This is a genomic window from Enterococcus crotali, assembly GCF_000633635.1.
GTDB lineage: Bacteria > Bacillota > Bacilli > Lactobacillales > Enterococcaceae > Enterococcus_L > Enterococcus_L crotali.
In genome coordinates, this window is sequence record NZ_AYPQ01000003.1 from 270,429 (window position 1) to 296,410 (window position 25,982).

The 25,982-nt window shown below is 36.4% G+C and carries 17 protein-coding genes; 16 read left to right on the top strand and 1 reads right to left on the bottom strand.

The annotated features are described in order from the left end of the window. The first annotated feature begins 87 nt into the window (after positions 1-87). The 12 genes from V192_RS0109655 to V192_RS0109710 all read left to right on the top strand — a co-directional run bounded on the left by V192_RS0109655 (position 88) and on the right by V192_RS0109710 (position 17,815). A complete protein-coding gene (locus tag V192_RS0109655; RefSeq protein ID WP_025871193.1) occupies positions 88-1,428 on the top strand; it encodes a metallophosphoesterase in 1,341 nt (446 codons plus the stop codon). A 296-nt stretch (positions 1,429-1,724) separates the two neighbouring features. Then, complete coding sequence (locus V192_RS0109660; protein ID WP_025871195.1) at positions 1,725-2,102, top strand: OsmC family protein; 378 nt, start codon at positions 1,725-1,727, stop codon at positions 2,100-2,102. Between the two features lie 56 nt (positions 2,103-2,158). Next, positions 2,159-3,799, top strand: coding sequence for a peptide ABC transporter substrate-binding protein (locus V192_RS0109665; RefSeq protein WP_025871197.1), 1,641 nt, complete (start codon positions 2,159-2,161; stop codon positions 3,797-3,799). Between the two features lie 177 nt (positions 3,800-3,976). Beyond that, positions 3,977-5,959 carry a heavy metal translocating P-type ATPase gene (locus V192_RS0109670; RefSeq protein ID WP_025871198.1) on the top strand — a complete coding sequence of 661 codons (1,983 nt, stop codon included), beginning with the start codon at positions 3,977-3,979 and terminating at the stop codon, positions 5,957-5,959. A gap of 324 nt (positions 5,960-6,283) precedes the next feature. Continuing rightward, positions 6,284-7,117, top strand: coding sequence for a BglG family transcription antiterminator LicT (licT, locus tag V192_RS0109675; RefSeq protein ID WP_025871200.1), 834 nt, complete (start codon positions 6,284-6,286; stop codon positions 7,115-7,117). A 96-nt stretch (positions 7,118-7,213) separates the two neighbouring features. Next, positions 7,214-9,076: a beta-glucoside-specific PTS transporter subunit IIABC gene (locus tag V192_RS0109680; RefSeq protein ID WP_025871202.1), complete on the top strand. Its 1,863-nt coding sequence runs from the start codon at positions 7,214-7,216 to the stop codon at positions 9,074-9,076. 23 nt (positions 9,077-9,099) lie between these two features. Beyond that, positions 9,100-10,506, top strand: coding sequence for a glycoside hydrolase family 1 protein (locus tag V192_RS0109685; RefSeq protein WP_029948207.1), 1,407 nt, complete (start codon positions 9,100-9,102; stop codon positions 10,504-10,506). A gap of 918 nt (positions 10,507-11,424) precedes the next feature. Continuing rightward, entirely contained in the window at positions 11,425-12,552 is a 1,128-nt protein-coding gene (locus V192_RS0109690; protein ID WP_025871207.1) for a coiled-coil domain-containing protein, read from the top strand. An 18-nt stretch (positions 12,553-12,570) separates the two neighbouring features. Then, the gene (locus V192_RS0109695) at positions 12,571-14,391 is read left to right on the top strand and encodes a glucosaminidase domain-containing protein (protein ID WP_025871209.1); all 1,821 of its coding nucleotides are present in this window, start codon (positions 12,571-12,573) and stop codon (positions 14,389-14,391) included. Between the two features lie 24 nt (positions 14,392-14,415). Further along, complete coding sequence (locus V192_RS0109700) at positions 14,416-15,651, top strand: hypothetical protein (protein WP_025871211.1); 1,236 nt, start codon at positions 14,416-14,418, stop codon at positions 15,649-15,651. Positions 15,652-16,148: 497 nt separating this feature from the next. Then, on the top strand, positions 16,149-16,733 hold the full coding sequence (gene apf, locus V192_RS0109705) for an aggregation-promoting factor (protein ID WP_025871213.1): 585 nt from the start codon (positions 16,149-16,151) through the stop codon (positions 16,731-16,733). A gap of 290 nt (positions 16,734-17,023) precedes the next feature. Beyond that, positions 17,024-17,815, top strand: coding sequence for an LssY C-terminal domain-containing protein (locus tag V192_RS0109710; RefSeq protein ID WP_025871216.1), 792 nt, complete (start codon positions 17,024-17,026; stop codon positions 17,813-17,815). A gap of 55 nt (positions 17,816-17,870) precedes the next feature. Here the strand turns inward: V192_RS0109710 and V192_RS0109715 are convergent, their stop codons facing one another. After that, positions 17,871-18,497 carry a YczE/YyaS/YitT family protein gene (locus V192_RS0109715; RefSeq protein WP_025871218.1) on the bottom strand — a complete coding sequence of 209 codons (627 nt, stop codon included), beginning with the start codon at positions 18,495-18,497 and terminating at the stop codon, positions 17,871-17,873. A gap of 135 nt (positions 18,498-18,632) precedes the next feature. Between V192_RS0109715 and yeiL the strand changes: the two genes are divergently transcribed. The 4 genes from yeiL (at position 18,633) to V192_RS0109735 (ending at position 25,982) form a co-directional block, all read left to right on the top strand. After that, entirely contained in the window at positions 18,633-19,310 is a 678-nt protein-coding gene (gene yeiL / locus V192_RS0109720) for a transcriptional regulator YeiL (protein ID WP_025871220.1), read from the top strand. Between the two features lie 482 nt (positions 19,311-19,792). After that, positions 19,793-20,893 carry a tyrosine-type recombinase/integrase gene (locus tag V192_RS0109725; protein ID WP_025871222.1) on the top strand — a complete coding sequence of 367 codons (1,101 nt, stop codon included), beginning with the start codon at positions 19,793-19,795 and terminating at the stop codon, positions 20,891-20,893. A gap of 270 nt (positions 20,894-21,163) precedes the next feature. Continuing rightward, the gene (locus tag V192_RS0109730; RefSeq protein WP_025871224.1) at positions 21,164-21,859 is read left to right on the top strand and encodes a winged helix-turn-helix domain-containing protein; all 696 of its coding nucleotides are present in this window, start codon (positions 21,164-21,166) and stop codon (positions 21,857-21,859) included. 157 nt (positions 21,860-22,016) lie between these two features. After that, the gene (locus V192_RS0109735; protein WP_025871227.1) at positions 22,017-25,982 is read left to right on the top strand and encodes an isopeptide-forming domain-containing fimbrial protein; all 3,966 of its coding nucleotides are present in this window, start codon (positions 22,017-22,019) and stop codon (positions 25,980-25,982) included.

The following is a 25,982-nucleotide window of genomic DNA, read 5'->3' on the forward strand; positions in this document are numbered from 1 at the left end:
TATTTTAGTAAATTAAAAACAGTGAGAGCTTTTTTGCGTAAAAAAGCATAAAATAGAATGGAATGCTATAGAATGGGGAACGAATAAATGAGAAAAAAGATTGGCTTGGCTTTACTGAGTATATTCATTGTGTTAGCTGCGGTCATTTATTCTGGACGGAATAAAGAGCAGAAAGAAGAAACCTTATTTAAAAAAGAAGCACTTGAGTTTTGGGTGATCAGTGATCCTCATTACATTGATAAAAGCTTAACTGATTCGGGAACTGCTTATAAAAAAATTAAACAAACAGCTGCTGGAAAAGAACTAGATTACCAAGAAGAAAGTTGGCAGGCGTTGATTGATAAAGCACTAGAGGAAAAACCAGATATGTTGATCATCACAGGGGATTTAACATTAAACGGAGAAAAAGCCAGCGCCGAAAAACTAGCTGGATTACTTAAAAGATTAACCGAAAAAGGAATCAAAACCTTTGTGATCCCGGGGAACCATGATATCAACGATGGCTGGGCTAGAAAATTTGTTGGGGATAAACAAGAGCAAACAGAAGCAATTTCAATTGCTGACTTTAAAAAAATATTTGCTGATAATGGGTATCAAAATGCAACAACGTATGATAAAAACTCATTAAGTTATTTGGTAGCTGTGAACGAACAATATAATTTTCTTTTTCTTGATTCCAATATCTATCCAGAAGATAATCAGCCCAAAACAAGACCTAACACAGGAGGAACGATTCGCAGGAAAACCATGAAATGGGTTGAAAAACAGCTAGATGAGGGAAAACAGGCAAAGAAAAAGACGCTTGTTTTTATGCACCATAACATTTATGCTCACAACAAATTATTGTCTAGCGGCTTTGTGCTTAATAATGCAAAGGCAGTTAAGCAACTTTTGGCGCAGTATCAAGTACCAGTAGTGTTTTCAGGGCATATTCATGCGCAAGATATTATGACAGAGACGGTAAATGATGAACAATTGACTGAAATTGTGTCGGGGTCTTTTTCTATCACACCGCAAGGCTATGGCGTAGTCAACTTGAAGGGGAATTCATTCAATTACCAAAGAAAAGAAAATGATGTAGCAAGTTGGGCTAAAGAAAAGAACATCACAACGCCTCAGATCAGAAATTACCAAGAATACCTCAAAGAAGTTTTCGTTGAAGATGGCAAACGCTTAGCATATGCTCAATTGATCGATAGTGGTATGACTGATGAGAAACAGATGGATACAGCAGCTGATTTTGTTGGGGAAATGAACGTTCGCTTTTTTTCTGGTAATGATTACAGTACAGATGAAGAAGTCAAAAAAATCCAGAAAGAATCTGGTTACCGTATTATTGCAGAGAATAGTAAATTTTTGAAAGACTATATTGATTCGATCATCCAAGATAGAAATGAAGAGGATAATTCCTTAGCTAAAGAATTTTGAGTGATAATAGAAAGCGAGTCCGGGACAAAACTAAAAATCAGTTTTGTTTCGGGCTCTAAATCCGAATAAACGGTGGGATCAGAAGCAACCCCTTCGGAAATAAGCTGAGATTCACAAAAATTTGAAGAGCAATTTTCGTGAATCTCTTCTTATTTCTCGGGGTTAAACACTTCTGACCCAACCTCTTTTTTCATTGATAGCTTTTAGTTATCATACCTGTGAATAAACTATTATCAGTATGCTGCATTATCGTGGTACCATAAAGAAAACGCTACAAAAGCAAAGGAGTAAATAAAATGGAATTGATTTCAAGTGAAAAGGGATTTGAATTGGTCCACCAAAGTGGTAACTGGATATTAAAAAAAGAGCTTGGCTTTTCCCCAGTTGAAATGTTAGTGGCATCGATCGGAGCTTGTGGTGCTTATGTTTATGAAAAAATCCTGACGAATTCCCATATCGATTTTACTATTGATAAAGTAGAGATCGCATATGAAAGAGCAGAAGAGAAACAAGCAAAACCGTTAAGTCGTGTTCTAATTACGTTTGCTATTCATGTTTCGCAAGAAGATCAAGGGAAAGCTGAACGGGCGCTGAAGCTGATAGGGAAAAATTGTCCAGTCATGCAGTCATTGGATCCAGAGATAGCGGTTATTGAAAAGGTTATCTTTCTATAACCGATCAAACATAACAGAAGAGAATCGTTCAATTGTTAACCACAGGGAGGCATAAAATGAAAAAAAGTTTGACTATCAGTACTCTGATGCTGCTATTGTTTTTGACTGGCTGTAATGCAACAAATAAATCGGCAACCACTGAGACAAAAAAAGCAGTCGTTCATTTTACTGAACCAGCAGAACTACTGACGCTTGATACCACGCAAGAAGAAGATTTTACCAGTTTTAATGCTCAAAACCAAGTGTTGGAAGGTCTCTATCAATTAAATGAAAAAGATGAAGCTATCCCAGCTGTAGCTAAAGAATTACCCGAAATAAGCGAAAACAAACGAACCTATACAATCTCTTTAAGAGAGGATGCAAAATGGTCAAATGGAGAAACGGTCACAGCAGCTGACTTTCTCTATGCCTGGAGACGAGCGGTTACGCCAGAAACAGCGCCGTCATATGCTAGTTTATTTGTTTCTTCTATAGAAAATGCAGATGCTATTTATCAAGGGAAAATGAAGCCGGAACAACTTGGAGTAGAAGCCCCCGATGAACACACAGTAGTGATCCATCTGCTCAAACCAATTCCTTACTTTACTTCCTTACTGACCTTTGAAACATTTTTTCCAATCAATCAAGCGTTTGCCGAAAAGCAAGGGAGTGATTATGGGACCTCAGCTAAAACGACTCTTTATAATGGACCATTTGTCTTAAAGGGCTGGGAGCAAAACTCTGATACATGGCAGTACGTCAAAAATCCAGAGTACTGGGACAAGCAGAATGTGAAAGTGGATGAAATCCAAACAACTGTTGTAAAATCAACCAGTACCGCTGTCAACTTATATCAAACAGATGAGCTAGATCGTGTTGTTTTAGACGGTGAATTTTCTAAGCAGTATAAAAATGATCCTGACTTTCAAAATCAAAACGATACAAAAATGGGGTATCTTCGTTTCAATCAAGGGCAAGGTAAACTACTGGAAAATACTCACTTACGCAAAGCGATTTCTCTGGCAATTGACCGTGAAACTTTCGTAGAAAATATCTTGGGAGACGGTTCTATTGCGGCGACAGGTTTCGTTCCGCAAAATTTAGTCCAAAATCCAAAAACAGGAGAAGACTTCCGCAAAGAAAATGGTGTTCAGCAAGAATTTGATAAAACAGAGGCGCAAAAAGCTTACGAACAAGCAAAAACAGAGTTGAATAAAAAAGAAATCAGCTTAGTCTATTTAGCCAAAGATACCGATATAGAGAAAAAAACAGCTGAATATTTGGCAAGTCAAATCGCTGAAGTATTACCAGATATCAAGTTTAAAATTACTACATTACCAAGCAATAACTTACAAGAGCGATATTTATCTGGTGATTACGATATTGCTTTTGGGCAATGGATGCCTGATTTTAAAGATGCAATCACGTTTTTAGATATGTTTGCTTCAACATCTGGATTAAATCACATTCATTATAAAAATCCCACCTATGATCGATTGATCCAAGCAGCTACTGAAACAGATGCGGCAAACGAAGAAAAAAGATGGTCCGATCTATTACAAGCAGAACATTTATTATTAGCAGAAGATTACGCAATTGCACCGATTTATCAGCAACAAACAGCATTATTACAAAAGCAAAATATTAGCGGTGTAGTAAAACATAGTTTTGGCTCACCATATAGTTTTAAATATATTCAAGTAAAAGAAACAGAATAAAGAAAGTCATAGAACAAAGCCTTTTACGCTTTGTTCTATTTTTTTGCAAAAAATCAGTTTTCGCTTGACATATGATTGAACGTTCATGTATTATGAGTATATGATATATGAACGGTCATTCATTTGAAAAGATAAGATGTATCTTTTCAGAAAATACCCAAAAGGAGGAAATATAAAATGGATACAACAAAAACACATGATCATAGTTGTTCAAACGAAAAAGGCCATAATCACGAGCACGATCATAATCATGATAGCAGTCATAGTCATAGTCATAGTCATAGCCATAGCCACGGGAAATCACCTGTCGTTTTATTTTTTACAGGATTGGTTATTTTTATCGTTGCATTTTTTATCAATGAAGGGTCACTCTTACAGAATATTCTTTTCGTGAGTGCAATGCTATTATCTGGCTATCATATTATTTTAGAAGGTATCGTTGATACAATCAGCGAGTCAAAAGAGCAAAAGAAGTTTGTACCGAATGTTCACATTTTGATGACCTTAGCCGCATTTGGTGCAACGATCATCGGAAACTATGAAGAAGGCGCGTTGCTGATCATCATTTTTGCAGCAGCTCACTTTCTTGAAGAATATGCAGAAGGACGTAGTAAAAGAGAAATCACAAATCTTCTTAAAATGAATCCGACAGAAGCTCGTCTCATTCAAGCGGATGGCAGCGTAAAGACAGTAGATGTAGCGACGCTAAAAATCGGTGATAAACTACAAGTATTGAATGGCGACCAAATTGCTACCGATGGAATCATTCTATCTGGGCGTACGTCGATCGATGAGTCGTCGATCAATGGTGAAAGTATTCCTAGAGAAAAAACAGTTGGCGATGAAGTGTTTGGCAGTACGATCAATGGTAATGGTACGTTTACTATGGAAGTGACAAAAGACAGCAGTGATACAGTCTTTGCTAAAATTCTCCAATTAGTCAATCAGTCACAATCAAACTTATCGAAAACAGCTACTAAGATCCAAAAATTAGAACCTTATTATGTTACGATCGTCTTGATTTTAGTACCGATTTTTATCGCAGCAGGTCCCTTTGTATTTAATTGGACATGGAACGAAAGTTTTTATCGCGGTATGGTATTTTTAATCTCCGCATCTCCTTGTGCCCTTGCGGCTAGTGCCATTCCAGCAACCTTATCAGGCATTTCAAATTTAGCTAAACGAGGCGTTTTATTCAAAGGCGGTTCTTTCTTAGCCAATTTAGCAACAATTAAATCTGTTGCTTTTGATAAAACTGGAACATTGACCAAAGGCAAACCATCTGTTACGGACTTTTATTTTTTAAGTGACACAGCACAGCTAACAGAACAACAGTGTATCGACTTAATTGTTGCGATGGAAAAAACAGCGAATCATCCGTTAGCCAATGCCATTTTAGCCAAATTTAAAGCAGAAACTGAACTAAGTTTAACGGTGGAAAATGAGATTGGGAAAGGGCTTGTGACAGAATATCTTGGTGATACGTATCAAATTGGTAAACCGGAAATATTCAGTCTAGTTAATACTCAAATCAATGCGCATAATGAGCAATACGCAAAAGAAGGAAAAACAGTTGTTTATTTTGCTAAAAATAATGAAGTCATTGGTTTGATCGCTATGATGGATGTACCAAATGAAAATGCTAAACCGGTGATCAGTTATCTGAAATCACAAGGAATTCATACAACCATGATCACTGGAGATGCAGAACTCACTGGACAAGCAGTTGGACGTCAAATCGGCATTGATGAAGTGGTAGGAAATGTTCTACCAGAAAATAAGGCTGCGATCATCAAAGATCAACAAGCTCGTTTTGGTAATGTAGCAATGCTAGGTGATGGTGTCAATGATGCGCCTGCTTTAGTAACGGCAGATATCGGTGTTGCAATGGGTGATGGAACGGATATTGCAATTGACGTGGCAGATGCGGTCTTGATGCAAAATGATTTAACCAAATTCAGCTATGCCCACAAGGTCTCTAAACGTCTAGATCGAGTGGTTTGGCAAAATATCATCTTTTCAATGTTTATCGTGGTTTTATTGATCACATTGAATATTCTTGGGAAAATGGACATTACGATTGGCGTGATTGCACATGAAGGAAGTACTTTATTAGTTATTTTAAATGGCTTACGATTATTGATTCCCTCAAAAGAATAAGGCGCAGTTACCTAAACAAACACCGGTGGCAGTACTTGCTATCGGTGTTTGTTTAGGTAGCTTGATGTGATGAAGCAGTTGGTAGTATAACTGTATTTTTCATGGTTTATTCATGTTCTTTTTGTAGCTGTCTTTTTTAGTATTGACAGCCCTTCCAATATTTGCTATGCTAAGCAACAAGCAGTGGATGTTATTACTTCGGGTAAGCATGCCGCAGCTCATTAATTTTAATTAACTGGATGTTATCACGAAAGTGAGCAGGACCTATTTGCACCGTTATTTAGCGACGGGTAAATGGGATTTTTTTGTAATTGGGGACTTATTATGATCATAAAACGAGTACTAAACAACAATACAGTCATTTCTAGCAACAGTAAAGGTGTCGAAGTTCTTTTAATGGGAAAAGGGATTGCGTTTGGGCAGAAAAAAGGTCAAACCGTAGATCTGGAACTGGTCGAAAAAACCTTTTTACTAAGAGATAAAGATACACAAAATAAATTTACTGAGCTATTGATCGATGTGCCGATGGAGCATATCTTAGTAGCAGAAAAAATTATTAATTTCGGTAAAATCAAGCTTGGAAAAAATTTAAGTGAAACCATTTACGTCAATCTGACTGATCATATTCATTCAGCTGTTGAGCGCTATCGAGAGGGCATCATCCTGAAAAATCCGTTAAGATGGGATATCGAACGGTTTTATCCAGACGAATACGTGGTAGGGGAAAAGGCAATAGAAATCATTCGGAAAGAACTAGACGTCGAGTTTGTTATCGACGAAGCCGCATTTATTGCTATTCATTTTGTTAATGCTGAACAGTCTAAAAGCTTTGATTTAGCCTATGAAATGGCAGAAATCACTAAAAATATCGAGGATATCGTAAAAAAGGAGTACAACACAGAATTTGATGAGTCGTCGTTAGATTATTATCGCTTTATAACTCACGTTAAATTTTTTGCCCAAAGGCTGTTGGTTGGAGAACATTATGATGATGAAGATGCTGAACTGCTTGATACACTCAAGAAAAAGTATGAGCTAGAATACCGCTGTTCATTAACGATAGGCGAGTATGTTCAAAAGGCGTTTGATTACTGCTTAAGTTCGACAGAGTTAGTTTATCTTACTGCACATATCAGAAGAATCACGAAAAATTTATAAACAAATAGGATTGTTATCCATTAGGAGCATGACCTAAAACAGGACCCAAAGAAAGGGGCTGTTTTGGGTCTTTTTTAGTTAGAAAGGAAGAAAAAAATGAACTATAAAGATTCAGCAAAACAAATACTTGATTTAGTTGGCGGTGAACAAAATGTGCAGTCAGTGACTCATTGTATGACGCGCTTACGTTTTGTTTTACGTAATGAAAGCTTGGTAGAAGATACCTTAGTTAAAGAAGCACCAGGTGTGATGGGAGTAATGAGAAAAGGTGGCCAATACCAAGTTATTATGGGCAATGATGTGGCATCTTATTATAAAGAACTGGTAAAAATAGGCCATTTTAGTAATCAAGCATCAACTGAAAGCGTTGGAGAAAAAAAGAATTTATTTGAAGCCTTTGTTGATGTGATTTCAGGCTGCATGTCGCCATTGATTCCTGCAATGCTAGGTGGCGGAATGATCAAAGTATTATTGATTTTACTACCATTAATGGGAATTTTAAATGACAGCAGTCAGACATTTGCGATTCTTTCATTCTTTGGTGATGCACCATTTTACTTTATGCCGATCATGCTGGCTTTTACAGCAGCACAAAAGTTCAATGTGACACCCATGCTAGCAGTCACTGTGGGCGGAATCATGCTACACCCGAATTTTGTTGAGATGGTCAATCTTGGTGAGCCGATCCATTTTCTAGGTTTGCCAGTAACGCTTGCATCATATGGTTCTTCTGTGATTCCCATTTTAATCATGGTTTGGCTAATGAAATATATTGAGAGCTTCTTTGACAAAATTATTCCTAATGTAATCAAAAGCTTCACAAAACCATTACTTATTTTATTGATTTCAGGACTTTTAGCTTTAGTTGTAGTCGGACCATTAGGAACATTTGCAGGGCAATTGTTATCATCTGCTATTATTTGGATCCAAGGAAAAGCTGGCTGGTTAGCTTTAGGTTTAATGGCGGCCTTTATGCCATTGATCGTAATGACTGGTATGCATTGGGCTTTTGCACCGATCTTTTTAATTGCTTCACCAGCAACACCTGATATTTTGATTCTTCCAGCAATGTTGGCAGCAAATTTAGCACAAGGCGCCGCAGCCTTAGCTGTTTCTGCGAAAACTAAAGATAAAAATTTAAAACAAGTGGCTGCAGCTTCCGGAATCTCAGCATTATTAGCCGGAGTGACTGAGCCTGCCTTATACGGAGTGACATTAAAGTATAAAAAACCATTATATGCCGCAATGATTTCAGGAGCAGTCTGCGGAGTGTATATGGGCATTACAGGATTAGAATCTTATGCATTTGCTGTGCCATCACTGGTTGCTTTACCTCAATTTATTGGTGGACAAGGTAACGGAAATATCATCAATGCGATTGTGGTTGCAGGAATTTCGATGGTGTTAACGTTCGTATTGACATGGATCTTTGGGATTGATGAAGTAGAAAAAAAGGATGCAGAGCAAGCGATTGAGATTTCAGAAGCTGTAGAAACAGGCAGTAACAATCCAAAAAAAATCTATGCACCGATAAAAGGGCAAGTGATCCCTTTAGAGCAAGTAAATGATTCAGCGTTCTCAGGGAAAATGATGGGTGAAGGCCTTGCGATCATTCCGGAAGAAGATACAATAACAGCACCATTTGATGGTGAGGTAACAGCACTGTTTCCTACAAAACATGCCATTGGTTTAACGAGTGAAAATGGGATCGAAGTATTGATTCATGTAGGAATTGATACTGTAGAGTTAGCAGGGAAATATTTTACGACTTTTGTTGAAACAGGAGACAAAGTGAAAAAAGGGCAAAAAATTCTATCGGTCGATTTTGCCAAGGTAAAAGAGGCTGGCTATGATATAACAACACCGATTGTTGTTACGAACACCGATTCATTTATTGATATTGTTGCAAAAGAAATAACTGAAACAAAGAGCCAAGAAACTATTTTATATGTTGTGTAAAAATGAATACAGGAGGAGCGATCATGTCTAAATTTCCAAAAGATTTTTTGTGGGGTGGTGCTATTGCCGCTAATCAATGTGAAGGCGCTTATAAGGAAGATGGAAAGGGACTAAGCGTAGAAGATGTTGCGCCAAACGGCTGGAAAGGTCTACCAACAAGCGAACCAACTCTAGATAATATGAAATTAGTTGGTATCGATTTTTACCATCGCTATAAAGAAGATATTAAGCTATTTGCTGAGATGGGATTTAAAGTTTTCCGATTATCGATTGCTTGGTCAAGAATTTTTCCACAAGGCGATGAACAGGTACCGAATGAAAAAGGGCTGGAATTTTATGATAAAGTCTTTGATGAATGTCATAAATATGGAATGGAGCCGTTAGTTACATTGTCACATTATGAAACGCCGCTTCATTTATCGAAAACCTACGATGGTTGGCGTAATCGTAAAATGATTGGTTTTTTTGAGCACTATGCCAGAACTGTTTTTACACGTTATCAAGGAAAGGTAAAGTATTGGTTGACATTTAATGAAATCAACTCTATTACACATGCTCCTTTTTTAAGTGGAGGCATTTATATGCCAAAAGAAAAACTCACAAATCAAGACTTGTATCAAGCAATTCATCATGAATTAGTAGCAAGTGCTAGAGCAGTAAAAGCTTGTCATGAGATACTGCCTGATGCTCAAATTGGTTGTATGATTTTAGGTATGCCGGTTTATCCGCTAACACCAGCACCTGCTGATGTACTAGCGTCCTTGCAGACAGAAAGGGAAAACTTCTTTTTTTCTGACATCCAAGTAAGAGGTACTTACCCAGCGTACGCTAAGCGGTTTTTCAAGGAAAATGATATTTGCCTTGATGTCACAAGCCAAGATCAGCAGGATTTGTTGGAAACGGTGGATTTCATATCCTTTAGTTATTATATGAGTACTTGTGAATCTTCTGATCCATCGCTTGAAACAGGAGAAGGAAACATCTTAGGTGGAGTACCTAATCCTTATTTGAAAGAGAGTGAATGGGGCTGGCAAATCGATCCAGAGGGGTTAAGATATTATCTGAATATCTTATATGATCGCTATCAAAAACCTGTATTTATTGTTGAAAATGGCTTTGGCGCAGTCGATGAATTGATAGAACTCAAAGATGGCACTAAAACTGTGATCGATGATTATCGTATCGATTATTTGAATGACCACTTGGTTCAAGTCGCAGAAGCAATTGAAGATGGCGTTGAGATCATGGGCTATACCTCATGGGGCTGTATTGATTTAGTCAGCTTTACAACCGCTGAATTAAAAAAACGCTATGGATTTATTTATGTAGATCGACACGATGACGGAACAGGTACTTTGGAGCGATACAAAAAGAAAAGTTTTGATTGGTATAAAGAAGTCATTGCGACAAACGGTCAAAGTCTAATTTGATTGAAAAAAGCTATTTCGATTCACGCAGCTTATACGTAAAAGCTGACTAAGTTTCTAACTCAGCTAAGGTGAATTGAATATTGAACGACTTCATAGTATAGTTAAGTTAGAAGGGCATTTCATAAAATGCGAAAAATTTGAGGATTTTATGTGAAAAAATGATGAATGCTCGAAAAAATAATTACAAGTGTTCGTTATTTTTTTATTGAAATAATAACAAAGAATAACCAGTCGGAAATTCGATTTTTTTGAATAATAATAATTTATAAAATAGAAAAATAGTATTTTTAAGAAAAGTGATTTCTTGTTTTATTAGAAATCACTTCTTTTTTTAGTGTTTAATCACAGAATAACAGATAGATATATCTCATGTAAATATTGTTTCGCTCATGTTTTGGAAGAGGAAAAGAGTGGGTTTATTTTTTTGTGAAAAGAGTAGAGAAAGGGATGGATAATAGCTTTTTTTAATTCATTGATTATGGTATATAAATCAAAAAAATAAAAGATTTTTTCCGCATATAATGATAAAAAACATGTATTTGATAAGTTGTAAATAAATATGTTTGAGAAATACAGATGAATGTGATTTAAGTTTCCCAAAAATGAAAATAAACCGCTAATTCAGTTTGTTTGTTTAAGCTTTATCTGATAAAATAGAAAGAGGTAGGCATGTTTTTTGAGGTCTTTTTGTGCATTGTTTTTTATCAAACAAACTAAAAGTTGAATGAGTTGCTGTTCATCTGCTGGAAAACACATTTAGAAAGTGAAGTCGATTATTTTTTAGAATAAAAAAGTTACTGCACTTGTCACTATAGTTACATATAAGACAATTCACATATTTTACTTAGTATTTAGAGTTAGAGCGCTAACAATAATCAAAAAAGAGATAGCCCGATTTTTATAGAAGGAAGTGAGCATATGCTAAAAATTTTTGGCAAAGGTAAAAAAAGAAAAAAATACGAAGATTACGATGAATATGACGACGAAGATTATGATGATGAAGATTATGATGACGACGAAGACTATGATGATGATGACTATGATGACGACGAAGACTACGACGACGATGACGAAGATTATGATGACGACGACGAAGACTACGACGATGATGATGATGAAGATTATGATGACGACGAAGACTACGACGATGATGACGACGATGATGAATATGACGATGATGAAGAAGAAGCCCGTTCACTATTCTCACGCAAAAAGAAAAAGCCTGCTCCAGCGCCATCTAGAAAGCCAAAACCAAAGAAAAAGAGACCGCCAGTCGACGAAGTCATTGATGATGATGAGTTAGAAGAACTTCAAGAAGAAAATAATCAACTTCAAGGAGAACTTCGAGAGCTAAAAGCAGAATTGCGCAAAAATAAGCGAGAGATCACTCAACTACAAAATGAAGTAGAATCAGCACGTCAAACTAATGAATCATTAGAAAATGAATTGTCAATGGTACAGGCTGTACCAAAAGATTATGATGCACGGATGGCTGAACTAGAACAAGTCAGAAGTAAATATAACAGCCTGTTGCGTGAAAGTAATCGTCAAATCGATGAAACTGATTTAAACCGCAAAAAAGCAGAGCGCTTTGCAAATAAGATCAGACAATACGAACAAGAGCTATTAGCTAAACAAGAAGAAATTGATAAACTTACTGAGGATCGAATTGTGATCATGGCATCAGATACACCAACAGACACAGGTGCTTATGAAGAGTTAGCGAAAGTTCGACAAGAGTTAGAACGTACAAAACGCCAACTAGCTCAAAAGACGATCGATGTCGATCAACAATTATCAAAAGAAGACATTGGTGAAGTGTTACTAGAGGCGAAAAGACAAGCAAAAGAAATTGTTAATCAGGCGAATCAGCGTGCGCAACTTATCAATGAAGAAACGAAGAGAAAAGCTGGCGTCTTAAAACGCCTAGAACGTGCCGAACAAGAATACCAAAATTACTATAAACGAATCAAAGATGTGAAGGAAGAATCAGAACAAGCATTCAACCAAATCATCAACTTAGTGAAAGAAGATTCAGATCAATAAGAGAGAGAGGACACAGAATTGAAAAAAAGAAATCTAAACAGTAAAAAATTACGATTATTAAGTGTAGGGTTACTTACTTCAAGTGCTGTCCTTTCTGTTACCGATGTTCAACCAATTGTTGCAAAAGAAATTGATAATCAAGCAACTTCAGGTTCCGAAGAACATGAAGATGTAGCAATTTTATCTTCAACTACGGAACATGAGACAACAGAAAGCACAATAGAAGGAATAGAATCTAGCACAAGTTCTTCTACCGAAGCTAACACAAGTTCTTCAATTACTGAAGAGACAACTAGTGATTCATCAAGTACATCAGATGATACTAGTTCTACAACCGATTCAACGACAACAAGTACTACAGACACAACAAGCACAACAAGCACGACAGATACATCAACAAGTACGACAGATACATCGACGACTTCAACGGATACCTCTACTTCGTCGAAGCCGAAACCAAGCAAACCGAAACCAAAGCCAAAGCCAAAACCAAAACCAAGTAAGCCGGCAGCAGTCAAACCAACACCGCCGGTTCAAGGACCGATTCAAAAGCCGAGTGTACCGACTCCGCAACCAAGTAGACCAAATACTGGAACAACTGTTGGAACGACAACTGGAAACAATACTGGTGGTAGCTCGGCAGGTGGCTCAGACCAGGTATTCCACATCAGTCCCAACTTAACGACGAAAAGCTTTGTTAAAGTCATTGGAGAAGATGCTCGTACTATTGCTGGTGAGAACAATTTATACGCATCAGTGATGATTGCTCAAGCAATTTTGGAAAGTGCTTCTGGGAATAGTGCATTAGCTTCAGCACCAAATTATAATTTATTTGGTATCAAAGGTAGCTACGAAGGCGCAAGCGCCAACTTCCTAACGAGTGAAGATAACGGCTCTGGAAGCATGTTTACGATTCGTTCTAATTTTAGAAAGTATCCATCTTACAAAGAGTCCTTAGGTGATTATGTAAAACTTCTTAGAGGCGGCACCGATTCAAGTAGCTCTTTTTACAGTGGTACCTGGAAAACGAACACGAAAACATATAAAGAGGCAACAAAGTATTTGACTGGTCGTTATGCCACTGATACTAGCTACAACTCAAAATTAAATGGTTTGATCGATGCGTATGATTTAACGCAGTACGATACGCTAAAGGCTAATAAGAATACTAAAAAAGCTAAAAAAATAACATTGAATACGTCCTTTGATAAATTAGAGAAAAAGGATGAGCAAAAAGATCAATCGATTGAATATCTTACACACATCGTGAAAAAAGGTGAATCACTGAAATCAATCAGCGAGTTATATAACATTTCTACGCTGGCTATTTTGGAGAAAAATCAATTAGATCGTCGAATGTTGTTTATTGGTCAAAAGTTGAGCGTGCCAAAACAAGAAGAAAAAACGACTGTAGTGCGAAAAGAAGAAGCAGTAGACCGCTCGTTAGAGATGGTCCAAAACTTATCTACCGCATTTGCAGATAAGAAAACAACTAAAAAAGAAGCCAAGATAACCGCAGCTAAACAGGCGGAAACAGCTAAAAAGGAAACAAAAGCGACAAAAGAGACAAGCGAATCAACAGCTAAAAAAGAAACAAAATCAACAAAAGAAACAAGCGAGACAACCACTAAAGAAGAAACAAAAGATTACCAAGTAAGTGCAACTCGTAAGAAGACAAAGGAAACATATGAAGTGAAAAAAGGCGATACGTTAGCAAGTATTTCCAAGAAAACTGGTATTTCAGTTTGGTCGTTAAAAGAGTGGAACGATCTAGATCAATACTTCTTAACTGAAGGACAACAGCTTATTTTAGCGCCGGTTTATGAACTTCAATCGTAACAAACAAGAAAGGAGAACGGTCTAATGAATGATTATTTCGATGTGTTTTTTCATCAACAAGCAATCCCATTCACTATAGGGGCCGTTCTCTATCAAAAAGATAGTACGGAAGAAATCGTTGAAGCGTGTGAGACACTCTATGAACGCTCAACAGGAGATTTCTTGACTTTTCGAGAGAATGAAGAGCTCTCTCGAAAAGTTATTTCTTCCTCTATCAAAAAACATGTTGAAATTCAATTTTTCCAAGCTCAATTGAATTGGGATGTTTTATTGGAAGAATTGAAAGAGCTGTTTCCACAATTTATTTGGACAAAAATCGTTGAAGAAGTTGATGGTGTTTTTAGTACATACTTATGTGAATTGATACCTGTTTCTTATAGCTCAGAGGAAGAGCCACTTCAATTTATTGTTTCAGCTAGCTTAGAACAGATGGGCTACCTTAAAGGGGAATCTGTCAGCAGTATCTTAGAAGCAAAGTTGCTCTCGATCTTTCAAGAAGAAGAGGAGTTGCCATTATCAGGTGAAACACTTAGCTTTCCTGTAGAAGTATCTATAGAAGAAACGGTTGAAGAACCAAAGGTGAAAGAACGCTCATTTTTAGATGATGACGAAATAGAAGCTGATGATGAAGTTTTTGACATTGAGCCAACTGATGAACTTGACACTATGGAACTTGTTTCGCGTTCAGAGGAAAGTGAAGTTATTTTCTTAAAGGAAAGTTTAAAGCGGGAAAAAGCGTCAAAGGATCGAGTGCGGGTAGCAAAAGAAAAATTGGAGTACGAGCTGCTCGCCATAGAAAACAGTTTACTCGTTAGCGGGTTAAAGAGATTTAAGAAGCATCAAAAAACGTCGATTGATGAAGAAGACTGGTACAAACCTGTTCGGATTGATTTAATCAAATATGACGATCTTTATAAAAAAGCCAAATTTATTGAACAATCCTGGCGTTTAAATCGCCAGTTAGTGACCATCACCGAAAAGATGACGGTAACAAAAGATCAGTGGATCTACGAGCGAGCACGCATTGAAAAAATTAAAAATAGTGTATCAGAAATGGATTTGCAGTCAATGATGGAACAATGCCATTTGATCAATGAGCGAGTTAGAATTCGCCCTGGGTTCCTATTTTTTAAACCAAGAGTTAAGCTCTATCAAATTGATTATGAACAATTAGAGAAAATCAGTGCTTTTTTTGATATTATTCAAACCGAAAATCGGCTACTAGAATCCGTGATCGAACAAAAAGAGTTTGATGCGTAATGATCTATATGGAAAATGGGTATGGAACAGAAGGAATTACTTTTGCTCCCACCGTTTATCCGAATTCCATGTGAGTGGGATATGACTCGAAGAGTTATGTCTCACTCCTATTTTTTGCATTCTATAAGGAAAGAAAATGGCTGTTTCGGTGATTTTTTATCCCTCACTCTCCCTGTATTTACTGAGAGAATTGCTGAATAACATGAGAAATCACTTGAAAATTTTGTAACAATTCTCGTTTTTTGTAATATTACATTTGTTATTTAAATTATCTTAGGAAAATTTCAGAAAAATTCCTGATTTATTTCATACATCGTTTTAAGTGGAAAGTCAGTGCGAACAGGTGTTTCTTAAGAGGTATTTTACAAGCTGTTACGTAATGAAAACACTCGTAACCAATTGTCACTATATCTTCACCTATGAAATATTTTTAGATGTTAAAGTATGCAAAGTCGATAAACAAACGACGAAAATATTTTTTACAAAGGAGAAACAACATGAAATCACTTAAAACGATTTTATTAGCAACAACTTTGACTGCAGGATTTGGTATTTTTATGGGAACGACTGACGCGCACGCTGATAGCTTATATACAGTAAAATCTGGAGATACATTATCTACTATCTCTCATCAATTCAGCGGAGACAACGGCTTGATCGATTTAATCGCAAAAGATAATAATATTTCTAATATAAATATGATCTTTGAAGGGGAACAACTAACGATCAGAACTGCTGAAGAAGCAAAGCAAGTACCAGTTCAACAGGAAACTGCTGAACAAGTAACTCCAGCACCTGAACAAGTAACACCAGTACAAGAAGCACCAGTTGCACAAGAAACAGCTTCAGCAACAGTAGCAACTACTTCTTCTGCTAAAGAATGGATCGCTCAAAAAGAATCTAGTGGTTCATATGGCGCGACAAATGGTAAATATATTGGTAGATATCAATTAGATGCTTCTTACCTAAATGGTGATTATTCAGAAGCGAATCAAGAACGTGTGGCAGATAGCTATGTAGCAGGACGCTATGGTTCATGGGAAGCAGCTCAAGCTTTCTGGATGGCTAATGGCTGGTATTAAGCCAAAATAAGCGAGTAATTAACTAAGTCATAAAATAAACAGGGAAGCAGCCATTTGAAGGGCTGCTTCTTTTTTATACAATCAGTATGCTGATAGGCGACTTTATCTTAGATGTGAGTATAATTTAAGTAGATGAGATACTATTTGTGAAAGGAGGAAGAACGATACCTGGCTGGCACATATATCTCAAAAAAGAACGCTTAGCATTATGGCAGAATAACAAGCAATAATTGCCAATTATGGGACAGAGCTAGGGAATCCACAATTTACGAGCAGGAGGGAAAGTCTACATGAAAAAACAAACACTACTGAACAGTATCTTTAGAGTACTTCGTTTTATTTTAATTGCGTTTATAGGATATTTAGTTTATAAGTCATTATTTTCAGAAATTCTAACAAGAAAAATCCATATATTCCTATACATCATTTTTTGGTTATTCAGTTCATATCTGGTTCTCCCCTTTATTAATAAACTAATGACCGGACGTTATTTGCCAGATTATTTTATAGCTCGTTCAAGGACAAGTGATGGCTTACTTGGGGATCCGATCAATCTTGCTTTTATTGGATCAGAGGATGAATTAGAACAACTTTTCATAAAAGCTGGCTGGACGAGAGCAGAGCCTTTATCTATAAGATCAAGTTTGCATATGATCACTGCAAGTGTTTTTGGGAGGTCTTATCCTACAGCACCAGTTAGTTCATTATTTTTATTTAATAAGAAACAAGACTTAGCTTTTGAACGAGAGATAGAAAACAACCCTAGAAGAAGACATCACGTTCGGTTTTGGAAAACACCTGAAAAATGGTATTTGCCTGGCGGTAGAAAAGCAGATTGGTTAGGTGCTGCAACGTATGACAAAAAAGTTGGATTTTCATTTTTTACAGGTCAGATAACACATAAAATTAATTCAGACGTTGATCAGGAGCGAGACTTTGTTTTGGAGTCCCTTAAACAATCGAATCAATCGATTTCAATTGAAGTAGTCGAACACTTTACAACGAGCTATCATGGACGTAATGGTGGTGGAGATGAAATCTTTACGGATGGTGCATTGCCATTTATCACGATAGATAAATAAAGGAAAGAGCGAAAGAAGAGGTGGGCAACAACTTTTCTTTCGCTTTTTGTGCTGCCTAATTTTCTTCGTTGAGTACGTAACGCTCATAATGAGCTTTGGTGAAAGAGATGACTCCAGATAACAGCAACAGACTGATCAGCGTACCTTCCCTTACGAAAATTGGCAGATCATAGATCAGGGAGAGAAGTAAAGAAATAGTTACTGAAAACAGGTCAATGCCATATCGGAACTTCGCAAAGGTATAGCCTGTCAATTCTGATAAAGCAATACAGACACTTTCGATTGGAAAGGGCAACACGCCAAGGGAAATCACGATTCCTGTAGCAAAACCAGCTATACATGTGCCCAAAATAAAAACAATGAATCGCAGAAAGTAATTTTCCAAGTGTAACGGTGCTAAAATGGTGTATGAAAAAAAATTGATGATACTGCCTAGACAAGCGATCGAAAGAAACATCAGTAAATATTTAAAAAATTGCTTTTTCTTTGATAGCAAAATATAAAAAATCAAAAATAGGCAATTCAATAAGAAAGTAATTGTACCTACCTTAATATCACCGATCGAAGCGATCGCAACATTTAATGAATTGAAACTACTGACGCCAATGTCTGCTTTTAAGGTCAAACTGATTCCAATACCGCTGAGTGCATAAAAGAAAAGAGAAAATAAAATTCTAGCCATAGTAATCCTCCTAAAGTTGAAGCTTACTGAGTCTGTTAAGACAGAGTAAACTGGATAAAAACATTATTTCTTAGTAGTAATTTAACGGATAGTCAGTCATAATAATAGGAGATATCTCATATTTTAGGAGGAAAAATGAAAATATACCCTATCGATCAAATAGCAGCCGTCACTGATAAATCGCGTATCGACTTGTTCGATTACTTTCCGGAGGCCTTATTGAAAGAGGCGCAGATTTTTGTTTATGAAAAAAAAGAATACATCGTCCGCTTTGATAAACCAATAGAGCATCTTTTTCTTTTAATAGAAGGTAGAGCAAAAATTTATAAAATCCATGAAAATGGTGGACGCTCTTTGATTCAATTTATTAGCAGAGGAGATTTTATAGGAGAGCTGTCTTTATTAGAAGTTGAAGATCAGATCAAAGACGTACAAGCAATCGATCAGTGCGTGTGTGTCGCTTTACCTTACCATACAGTTAAAGAAGCCTTGTTAAATGATAATCAATTTTTGAGAATGATTGCCAAATATTTAGGAAAAAAAGTCTTATTAAGAGTCGAACATTTTTCGAATAATCAAAACTATGAACTAAAATATCGTTTAGCAACATATATGCTACAGACTGAAGTCAATAGTATCTATACGGAGAAACAAACAGAAACAGCTGAATTTTTAGGTGTTAGCTATCGTCATTTGATTCATACGCTTAATGAGTTCCAAAAAGCAGGATTAATCATAAAACATGGAAAAAGCTACCGAGTGAATCGAGAGAAACTAAGTGAGTTAGCAATAGGTTTGATTGAATATAAATAGTAAAAACTTGAATAATGACATTAAATGAAGCGCTCTTTACAAGGGAGATGACCACTTCGTTTAATTTCATTATTTTTTCTATGAATTTTCCTATCAAAAAAAATAAATTCTTCCCTCTTTTTTAATAATAAAAAAGAGTTTTTTTCTATAATATTAATGAAAGAAATCACAATGAAAAAATCCTGTTCTAAATAAGAACAGGAAAAAAAGTGGTAGAAATGGGGAAATATAAATCACTTTTAATTTTTATGTTTTTAAAAGTCGTATGATTTTTTAGGAATATTTTAAAAAAGATAGTTTAAAGATAGAAATAAGGCGAATAATATTTTTATCATCTCTTTTTTTTATCTTTTTACAGTATAACTTATTTTTCTATCAATAACATATCAAATTTTTCGTTAATTTCTGAATAATTTGAGAAAAACCGGTTTTTTATCGCCGTCATATTCGCCGTCAATTATTTTTATGAAAGGAAGATTACTTTGGCTAGAAAAGGTGAAAACATATATAAAAGAAAAGATGGACGTTGGGAGGGGCGATACGTCAAAGGGAGACAGCCCAATGGACGTATCCGCTATGGCTATGTTTACAGTCAATCTTATAGAGAGGCAAAAAGAAAACTGACGATCAAAAAAGCTACAATGTTTTCTGTAAAAGAGCAATCAGAACAGTTTTATGGAAGTCTAAATAACTGGTTGGATTACTGGTTAGAGACAGTTATCAGTAAAAAAGTAAAGCCTGGAACATATGATAGTTATAAAAGTAAGTTGGAGTGTCATGTTCGCCCTGTGATAGGTGATAAACATCTGAGTGATTTAACCGAGGGAGATATTTACACTTTTGTTGAAAATACGAAGAAAAAAATTTCAGCCAACTCTCTCCATTCGGTGTTTAGAGTCTTAAAAACATCTTTAAAATATGCAGAAAAGCTTCACTTTATTAGAGGTTCAGTATATGAGAACATTGAACTTCCAAAAATAAGAAAGCCTAAAATTGTCAATATTTCACAATTTGAACATAAACGTTTGAAAACTGTTGCAAAAGAATCATCTGATGGATTAGCCATATTGATGTCATTAGAGACTGGGATGAGAATTGGAGAAATTGCTGGTTTAAAATGGGAGGATATTGACTTTGAAAATAAGGTCATCTCAGTTAAACGTACACTTCAGAGAGTGAAAACATACGCAGAAAGCGGGTACAAGACACAAATCATTGAAGAAAAACCAAAATCAGAAAATTCAGAGCGAATAATTCCGCTATCATCTGATCTATTCACACAATTATTAAGGAGAAAAGAATTGAGTAATAGTCCATACGTTATTTCTAAAAATCAAAGCTTTACAGAACCTCGAACGATTCGTTACCAATTTAAGCGGTTATTACAAAAATTTAAACTAGTTGAGTGTTCTTTTCATGCGTTAAGGCATTCTTTTGCTACTCGCTGTTTGGAAAAAGGGATAAATATTGCTGTGATCAGTTCCTTGTTAGGACATGCTTCGACCAAAATGACGCTTGATATTTATACAAATTCTAATTTAACAGAAGAACGAATTGCAGTGGAAGCCATTGCGGCTATCTAGCGTAAAGTAATAAATTCGCCGTCACATTCGCCGTCAAAGGAAATCTAAAGCGTTGATAATAAACGTTTTTTTAGGAATTTCCTGTTCTTATTTAGAATGGGAGTCTCAGATAAGAAGTATAAAAAGTGGCAATCAAAACCTATTTTACTATAAAACAGAATAAAATAATAATTTTGAGGTGAAGAGATTGTTCGTTTTTATTTAAAAGTGAACACGCTACAAGCTTAAAGAGATTAGTAAAAAATATCTTCAAGAAGAAGGAGAGAACAAATGTTTAACATAGGGTTAGTCAATGCGCTTGAAAATTATCAGTCAGAGTACATAGTTGCGTTAAAAGAGAAAAAGTGTCTGATTCATCAAATTAATCTAAATGAGATGGCTGAACAAATTCCTAACATGGATGCTGTGATTATCGTCGAACATACGTTAGAAGATATTGGACTGACATGCGAATTAATTATTAAAGTAAGAAGCTTAACGAATCGTTTTATTTTGGTTTTATCTAATGAGCCAACAAAAGTAAATCGAATCGTTCATCTTCAACTTGGAGTAGACTGCACATTTGATCGTCGAACAGAACCAGATGAGTTTTGTTTATTTGTGATGAATACACTTGAAAGAAGATCAGATAATAAGAATCAGGAGGTTGCAATTCTTCAACCAACTAAGGAATCGCCACCTGCAATCCAATTAGTTCCCAATAATTTCTCTGTGAACATCGAAGGCAAAGGGGAAGTGGGATTGACTAAGTTGGAATTCAAAGCGCTGGAATCATTGATTCAGAGAAAAGGTGAAGCAATCACCTATGAAGAACTGTATAAAAAAGTTTGGGGAGAAGAAAAGGGCGACAAAAAATATCGCGTAGCCAATCTGGTTTTTCATTTGAGAAAAAAACTGGAAGACGATTCCTTTAAGCCAACATATATCCGAACTGTTCGCTCTAGGGGATATATGTTGTCTAGTTGATCGATGTTGCGGAAGTAATTATATGGTGCGAACTTAGTCTGGTTTCTATTTTTTTACTCAGGACTGAAAAATTCTGCTTGAGTTCAAAAATTGAAATAATATAGTGTGATCCGACACACAAAAAAATCATACAAATAGAGAGGAGTTGAGAAAGATAATGAAGATCGGAAAAAAATCGATAGTAGTTGTTTTGTTGGTTTCTTTGTTTAGTATTTTAGGATTTCTGGTATTTAGTAATCAAACCAAGATACAAGCTTCTGAGAACAATAAAGGCCAATATACTCTTGAGAAAATTTCTGAATCAACAGATCAAATAGAATTTCTTTTGAAAGTTAAAAATCCACAAAAAGAAGAAATTGTATTGTCTTTAGATGGAAATGAAACAGGTCTTTTATCTGAAGAGGCACTCATAGAAAATCTTCCTTCAAAGCAATTAAATGAGCTAGAAGTTAAAGAGCATGATCAGATGAATAAGGTAACTATTCAATTTAAAGAAGCCACAGGAGAATATGAATTTCCAATGATTTTTAATGCAAGAACAACTGGAAAAGACATCTCTGATACGCTTAAAGTAGTTCATAAAAATGCTGTAGTTGCAAAGGCTAGCTTTGACTTGAAGTATCCAGAAGAAGCAGTTGAGTCTAAAAAAAATAATACTGAAACTGCCTCCACAGTTGCTTATAGTGCAAGAAATTTAGTAACCGTTGAGGACTGGGATTCATTTGTTAGTGCTTTGCAAAATCCTACAGTAAGTTCGATTCAATTGACTAAAAATATCTCTCGCGGAAGCTCATCAGTTAATCCTGGTACAGTGAGTAGAAGTGTAACAATTGATGGGGCTAACGGAGTGGATAATTTCAGTTTAGATTTTGGTGCTAATTCGGCTGCTAATTTTAGAATCAATTTAGGAGCAGTTGGGATAGCTTCTGAAATCAGATTTAACAATGTGAATCTAAAAGGTTCTGGTACTGCCGTTTCTTCAAATGATGCGATAGTATATGCGTCAGCTGCTGATAGTGCAAATTGGACTGCGGCTTTTAACAATATTTCATTAAGTGAAGGTCATACCAAACGTATTGCCTATTTGCCAAACGGCGCTATTTTGATGGACGGAGGCAATATTCATCTGACTCATAATGGTATAGGTTCTGGTGGTGCTGGCGGAACAAGTATGAATAATAACTGGCATAAATTATTTGAAGCAAAAAATATCACCATTACCAATGGGACAAAAATTAGCGGGACCTTCTCAGATATGTTTATGGGCTCTCAAGTAAATGATGCAACGATTCTTGTTAATCAAGGTTCAACTTTAGACTTGAATAATAGCAGAACTACCATGATCGCTATCGATGGAGACCGTGCCACGATGAAATTTGACGGTGAAGGAACAAAAGCAACCCTTTATAGTTCGCAAACTGGGACAGATCGATTTGGAGGCATCCTTTGTATCCAAGGTGTGAATTCTTTAATAGAAGTAACGAATTCAGCCCACTTTTATCTAGATTCACAATCGCATCCAGCTACTATTCTACAAGGAAACGGCAGTATTTTTAATATCAAAAATAAAGCTGTACTGAATGCAAAAATAAGAAATGATGCAACAGGAAATGGTTTTGGTGCAGTTATGCGTTTTAGAACATCAAGTGATATGCAGTTTAATATTGAAAATAATTCAGAATTTTCAATTATTAAGGAAGCAAGTTCAAGTTCTGAAACATTACGATTGTCTGGCGGTAACAATGCTGTAAAGGTTACTGGCGGATCAAAGTTCAAAATAATTGGAAATGGTAACCAAGAAGCAATCAACTATACAGGTACTGGAAATTCATTTAAATTAGAGGATAAAAATTCTAAAGTAGAAATTATTTCTACTTTAGGTAGAGGATTCAGTTCGGGAAACCAGACAATTATTGCTGGTGATCCAGGAACAGAATTTACAATCGATGGCTATGGTACTGGTGGTACATTTAGTTTTGGAACAAATTCGATTTTGGAATTTCACAATATGTTGTACTACGACTTTAGAAATAATAGCGGTAGTGTAGTATTTAATGGCAGTGGCGATTTAAAAAATGTTTATTCTGATGTCAGTGTTTGGAAGCAAGGAAATGCTGCTCAACTAGAAGGGAATCCTTATAGTGCATGGACGCTTATTGATATGGGACTTTATGACACTGGTTTTAGATATGATTATCATAGTTCACGTGCTGCAAGATATCGAACGTTCCAAATGAGCCAAATAAATTTACCTGGTACTTTTACAACGGATGATTCAGTTCATGCCGTATTAGGAAGCACTGCAAATAATATGCGGACAATGGCACGTATTAGTGGAAATAACGCTAATCCAGTTGTTGATGAATTGCGAACGCCAACGAATGCTGATAAGTATGCATTTGGTCATGTGACTATTCCGGAAGGTGTTGAAGGCTCTCGCTCTGCATGGACAGATGAGGTGACTGTGGTTTTAAAAGTTACCAAAGCGAATACTGGTGAAACCTATGAAATAAATGGAAAAACAGTGGGTGCTGATGAGCAATCACAAGGGTTGAATGTTTATGGAGAAGGTGCTCGTCCAGGGTTATTCCAAGCAGAAAATAAGCGTACTGCAAATGGAGCGACTGAGTTTTTTGAAACAGGTGACAAAGTTGAAGTGCTCAGAGCTTGGCGTGGAGGCAAAGATGGAGACTTAAATCCAGATCCTAACACGGTCCATTTAGGGAAACCCGGTGACGAAGTTCCAGGTGATTTAAAAGGCTGGGCAGACTCGGTCGCTACAATTGATGTTACTCCACCCACTCAAGCAGTAGTGACAACAGACTTGAGTAATGCCACAAAACAATTATCAGGTACGAGTGATGAGAATGGCGCAAAAGTCTTCTTTAAAGTAAATGGTGCATGGTTAAAAGGAACAGATGGTCAAACGATATCTACGATTGTAAATGCTGGAAAATGGGAAATTGATTTGCCGGAATATTTAACAAAAACAGATAAAGTTGATGTCTATCTAAAAGATACGACGTTGATCAGTCCATTACCATCTTATACGTTACCTGATACGTATACCCAAGAACCAGATGGGGTATTCGGAAATATAAATACGGAAGTAGATAGTTACAGCACTTATGCAGGCTACCATGATGCAATAAAAGCTGGAACTAAAGATGATCGCTTTAATCAAGCCAAACGTTTAATCGTTAAAGATGTCATTCCAGACCAATCAACATTAGTCAAATCAGTCGAATCAAGTGGTGGTTCCGATAAAACGGCCATTGGCGACACATTGACCTATACCTTGAAAGCTGAGAATCCTAAAGCAGGATCTGAAGCTTGGAAAAATGTTGAATTGGTCGACGTTCTTGCAGAAGGACTTGATTTTGATCCAGCCGATCATGGGATCACAATCAATGGTAAGTCGATCGGTGAAGATCAAAGTAAGTTTAGCTATGTTGAAGCAACACGAACATTGAAAATTTATGTTGGTGATTTAGCGGCTAATACAAATGCAACAGCAACCTTCAAGGTGAAGCTTGGGCAAAGTGCTGTTGTCGGTAGCGACGTTAAAAATAGAGCGAAAGCTAACGGTGATTCACCGCAAGAAAAACCATTCGTTCAAGGGCCAATCAATCCAGACTCAGCTCATGCCATTCTGACCGTAAATTCTAATGAGGTCGGGTTACCAGGAGGAAAAGCCGAGGGTGTTCTTTCATTCATTTCTGCTCCCAAAATGATTGACTTTGGGCTAAAAGAATCAGGCAGTTATGGTAATTTTTCTGCAGATGATCCAGAGTACGATCAATCTCTTGTTGTTAGTGATAGCCGAGAAGTCTTAACTGATTGGAAGCTATCAGCCAAGGTAACGAAAGTTATGGAATCAACAGCCGACCATTCTTATAAATTACCAGAAGCGCTTGTCTATAAAGAGGGTTCCCGTGATAATGTGCTGAAGTTGGAAGAACCATACGACATTATCAAAAAGGCCAGAGGCAGCCAAAATGTTAGTGAAGAAGAATGGGTCAAAAAAGGAAATGGATTCAAAATGGTTCTAGAAGCAAACCAATACAGAAAACTTGGTGAATACACTGCAACTGTCAAATTTACCTTAAGTGAAACCCAATAA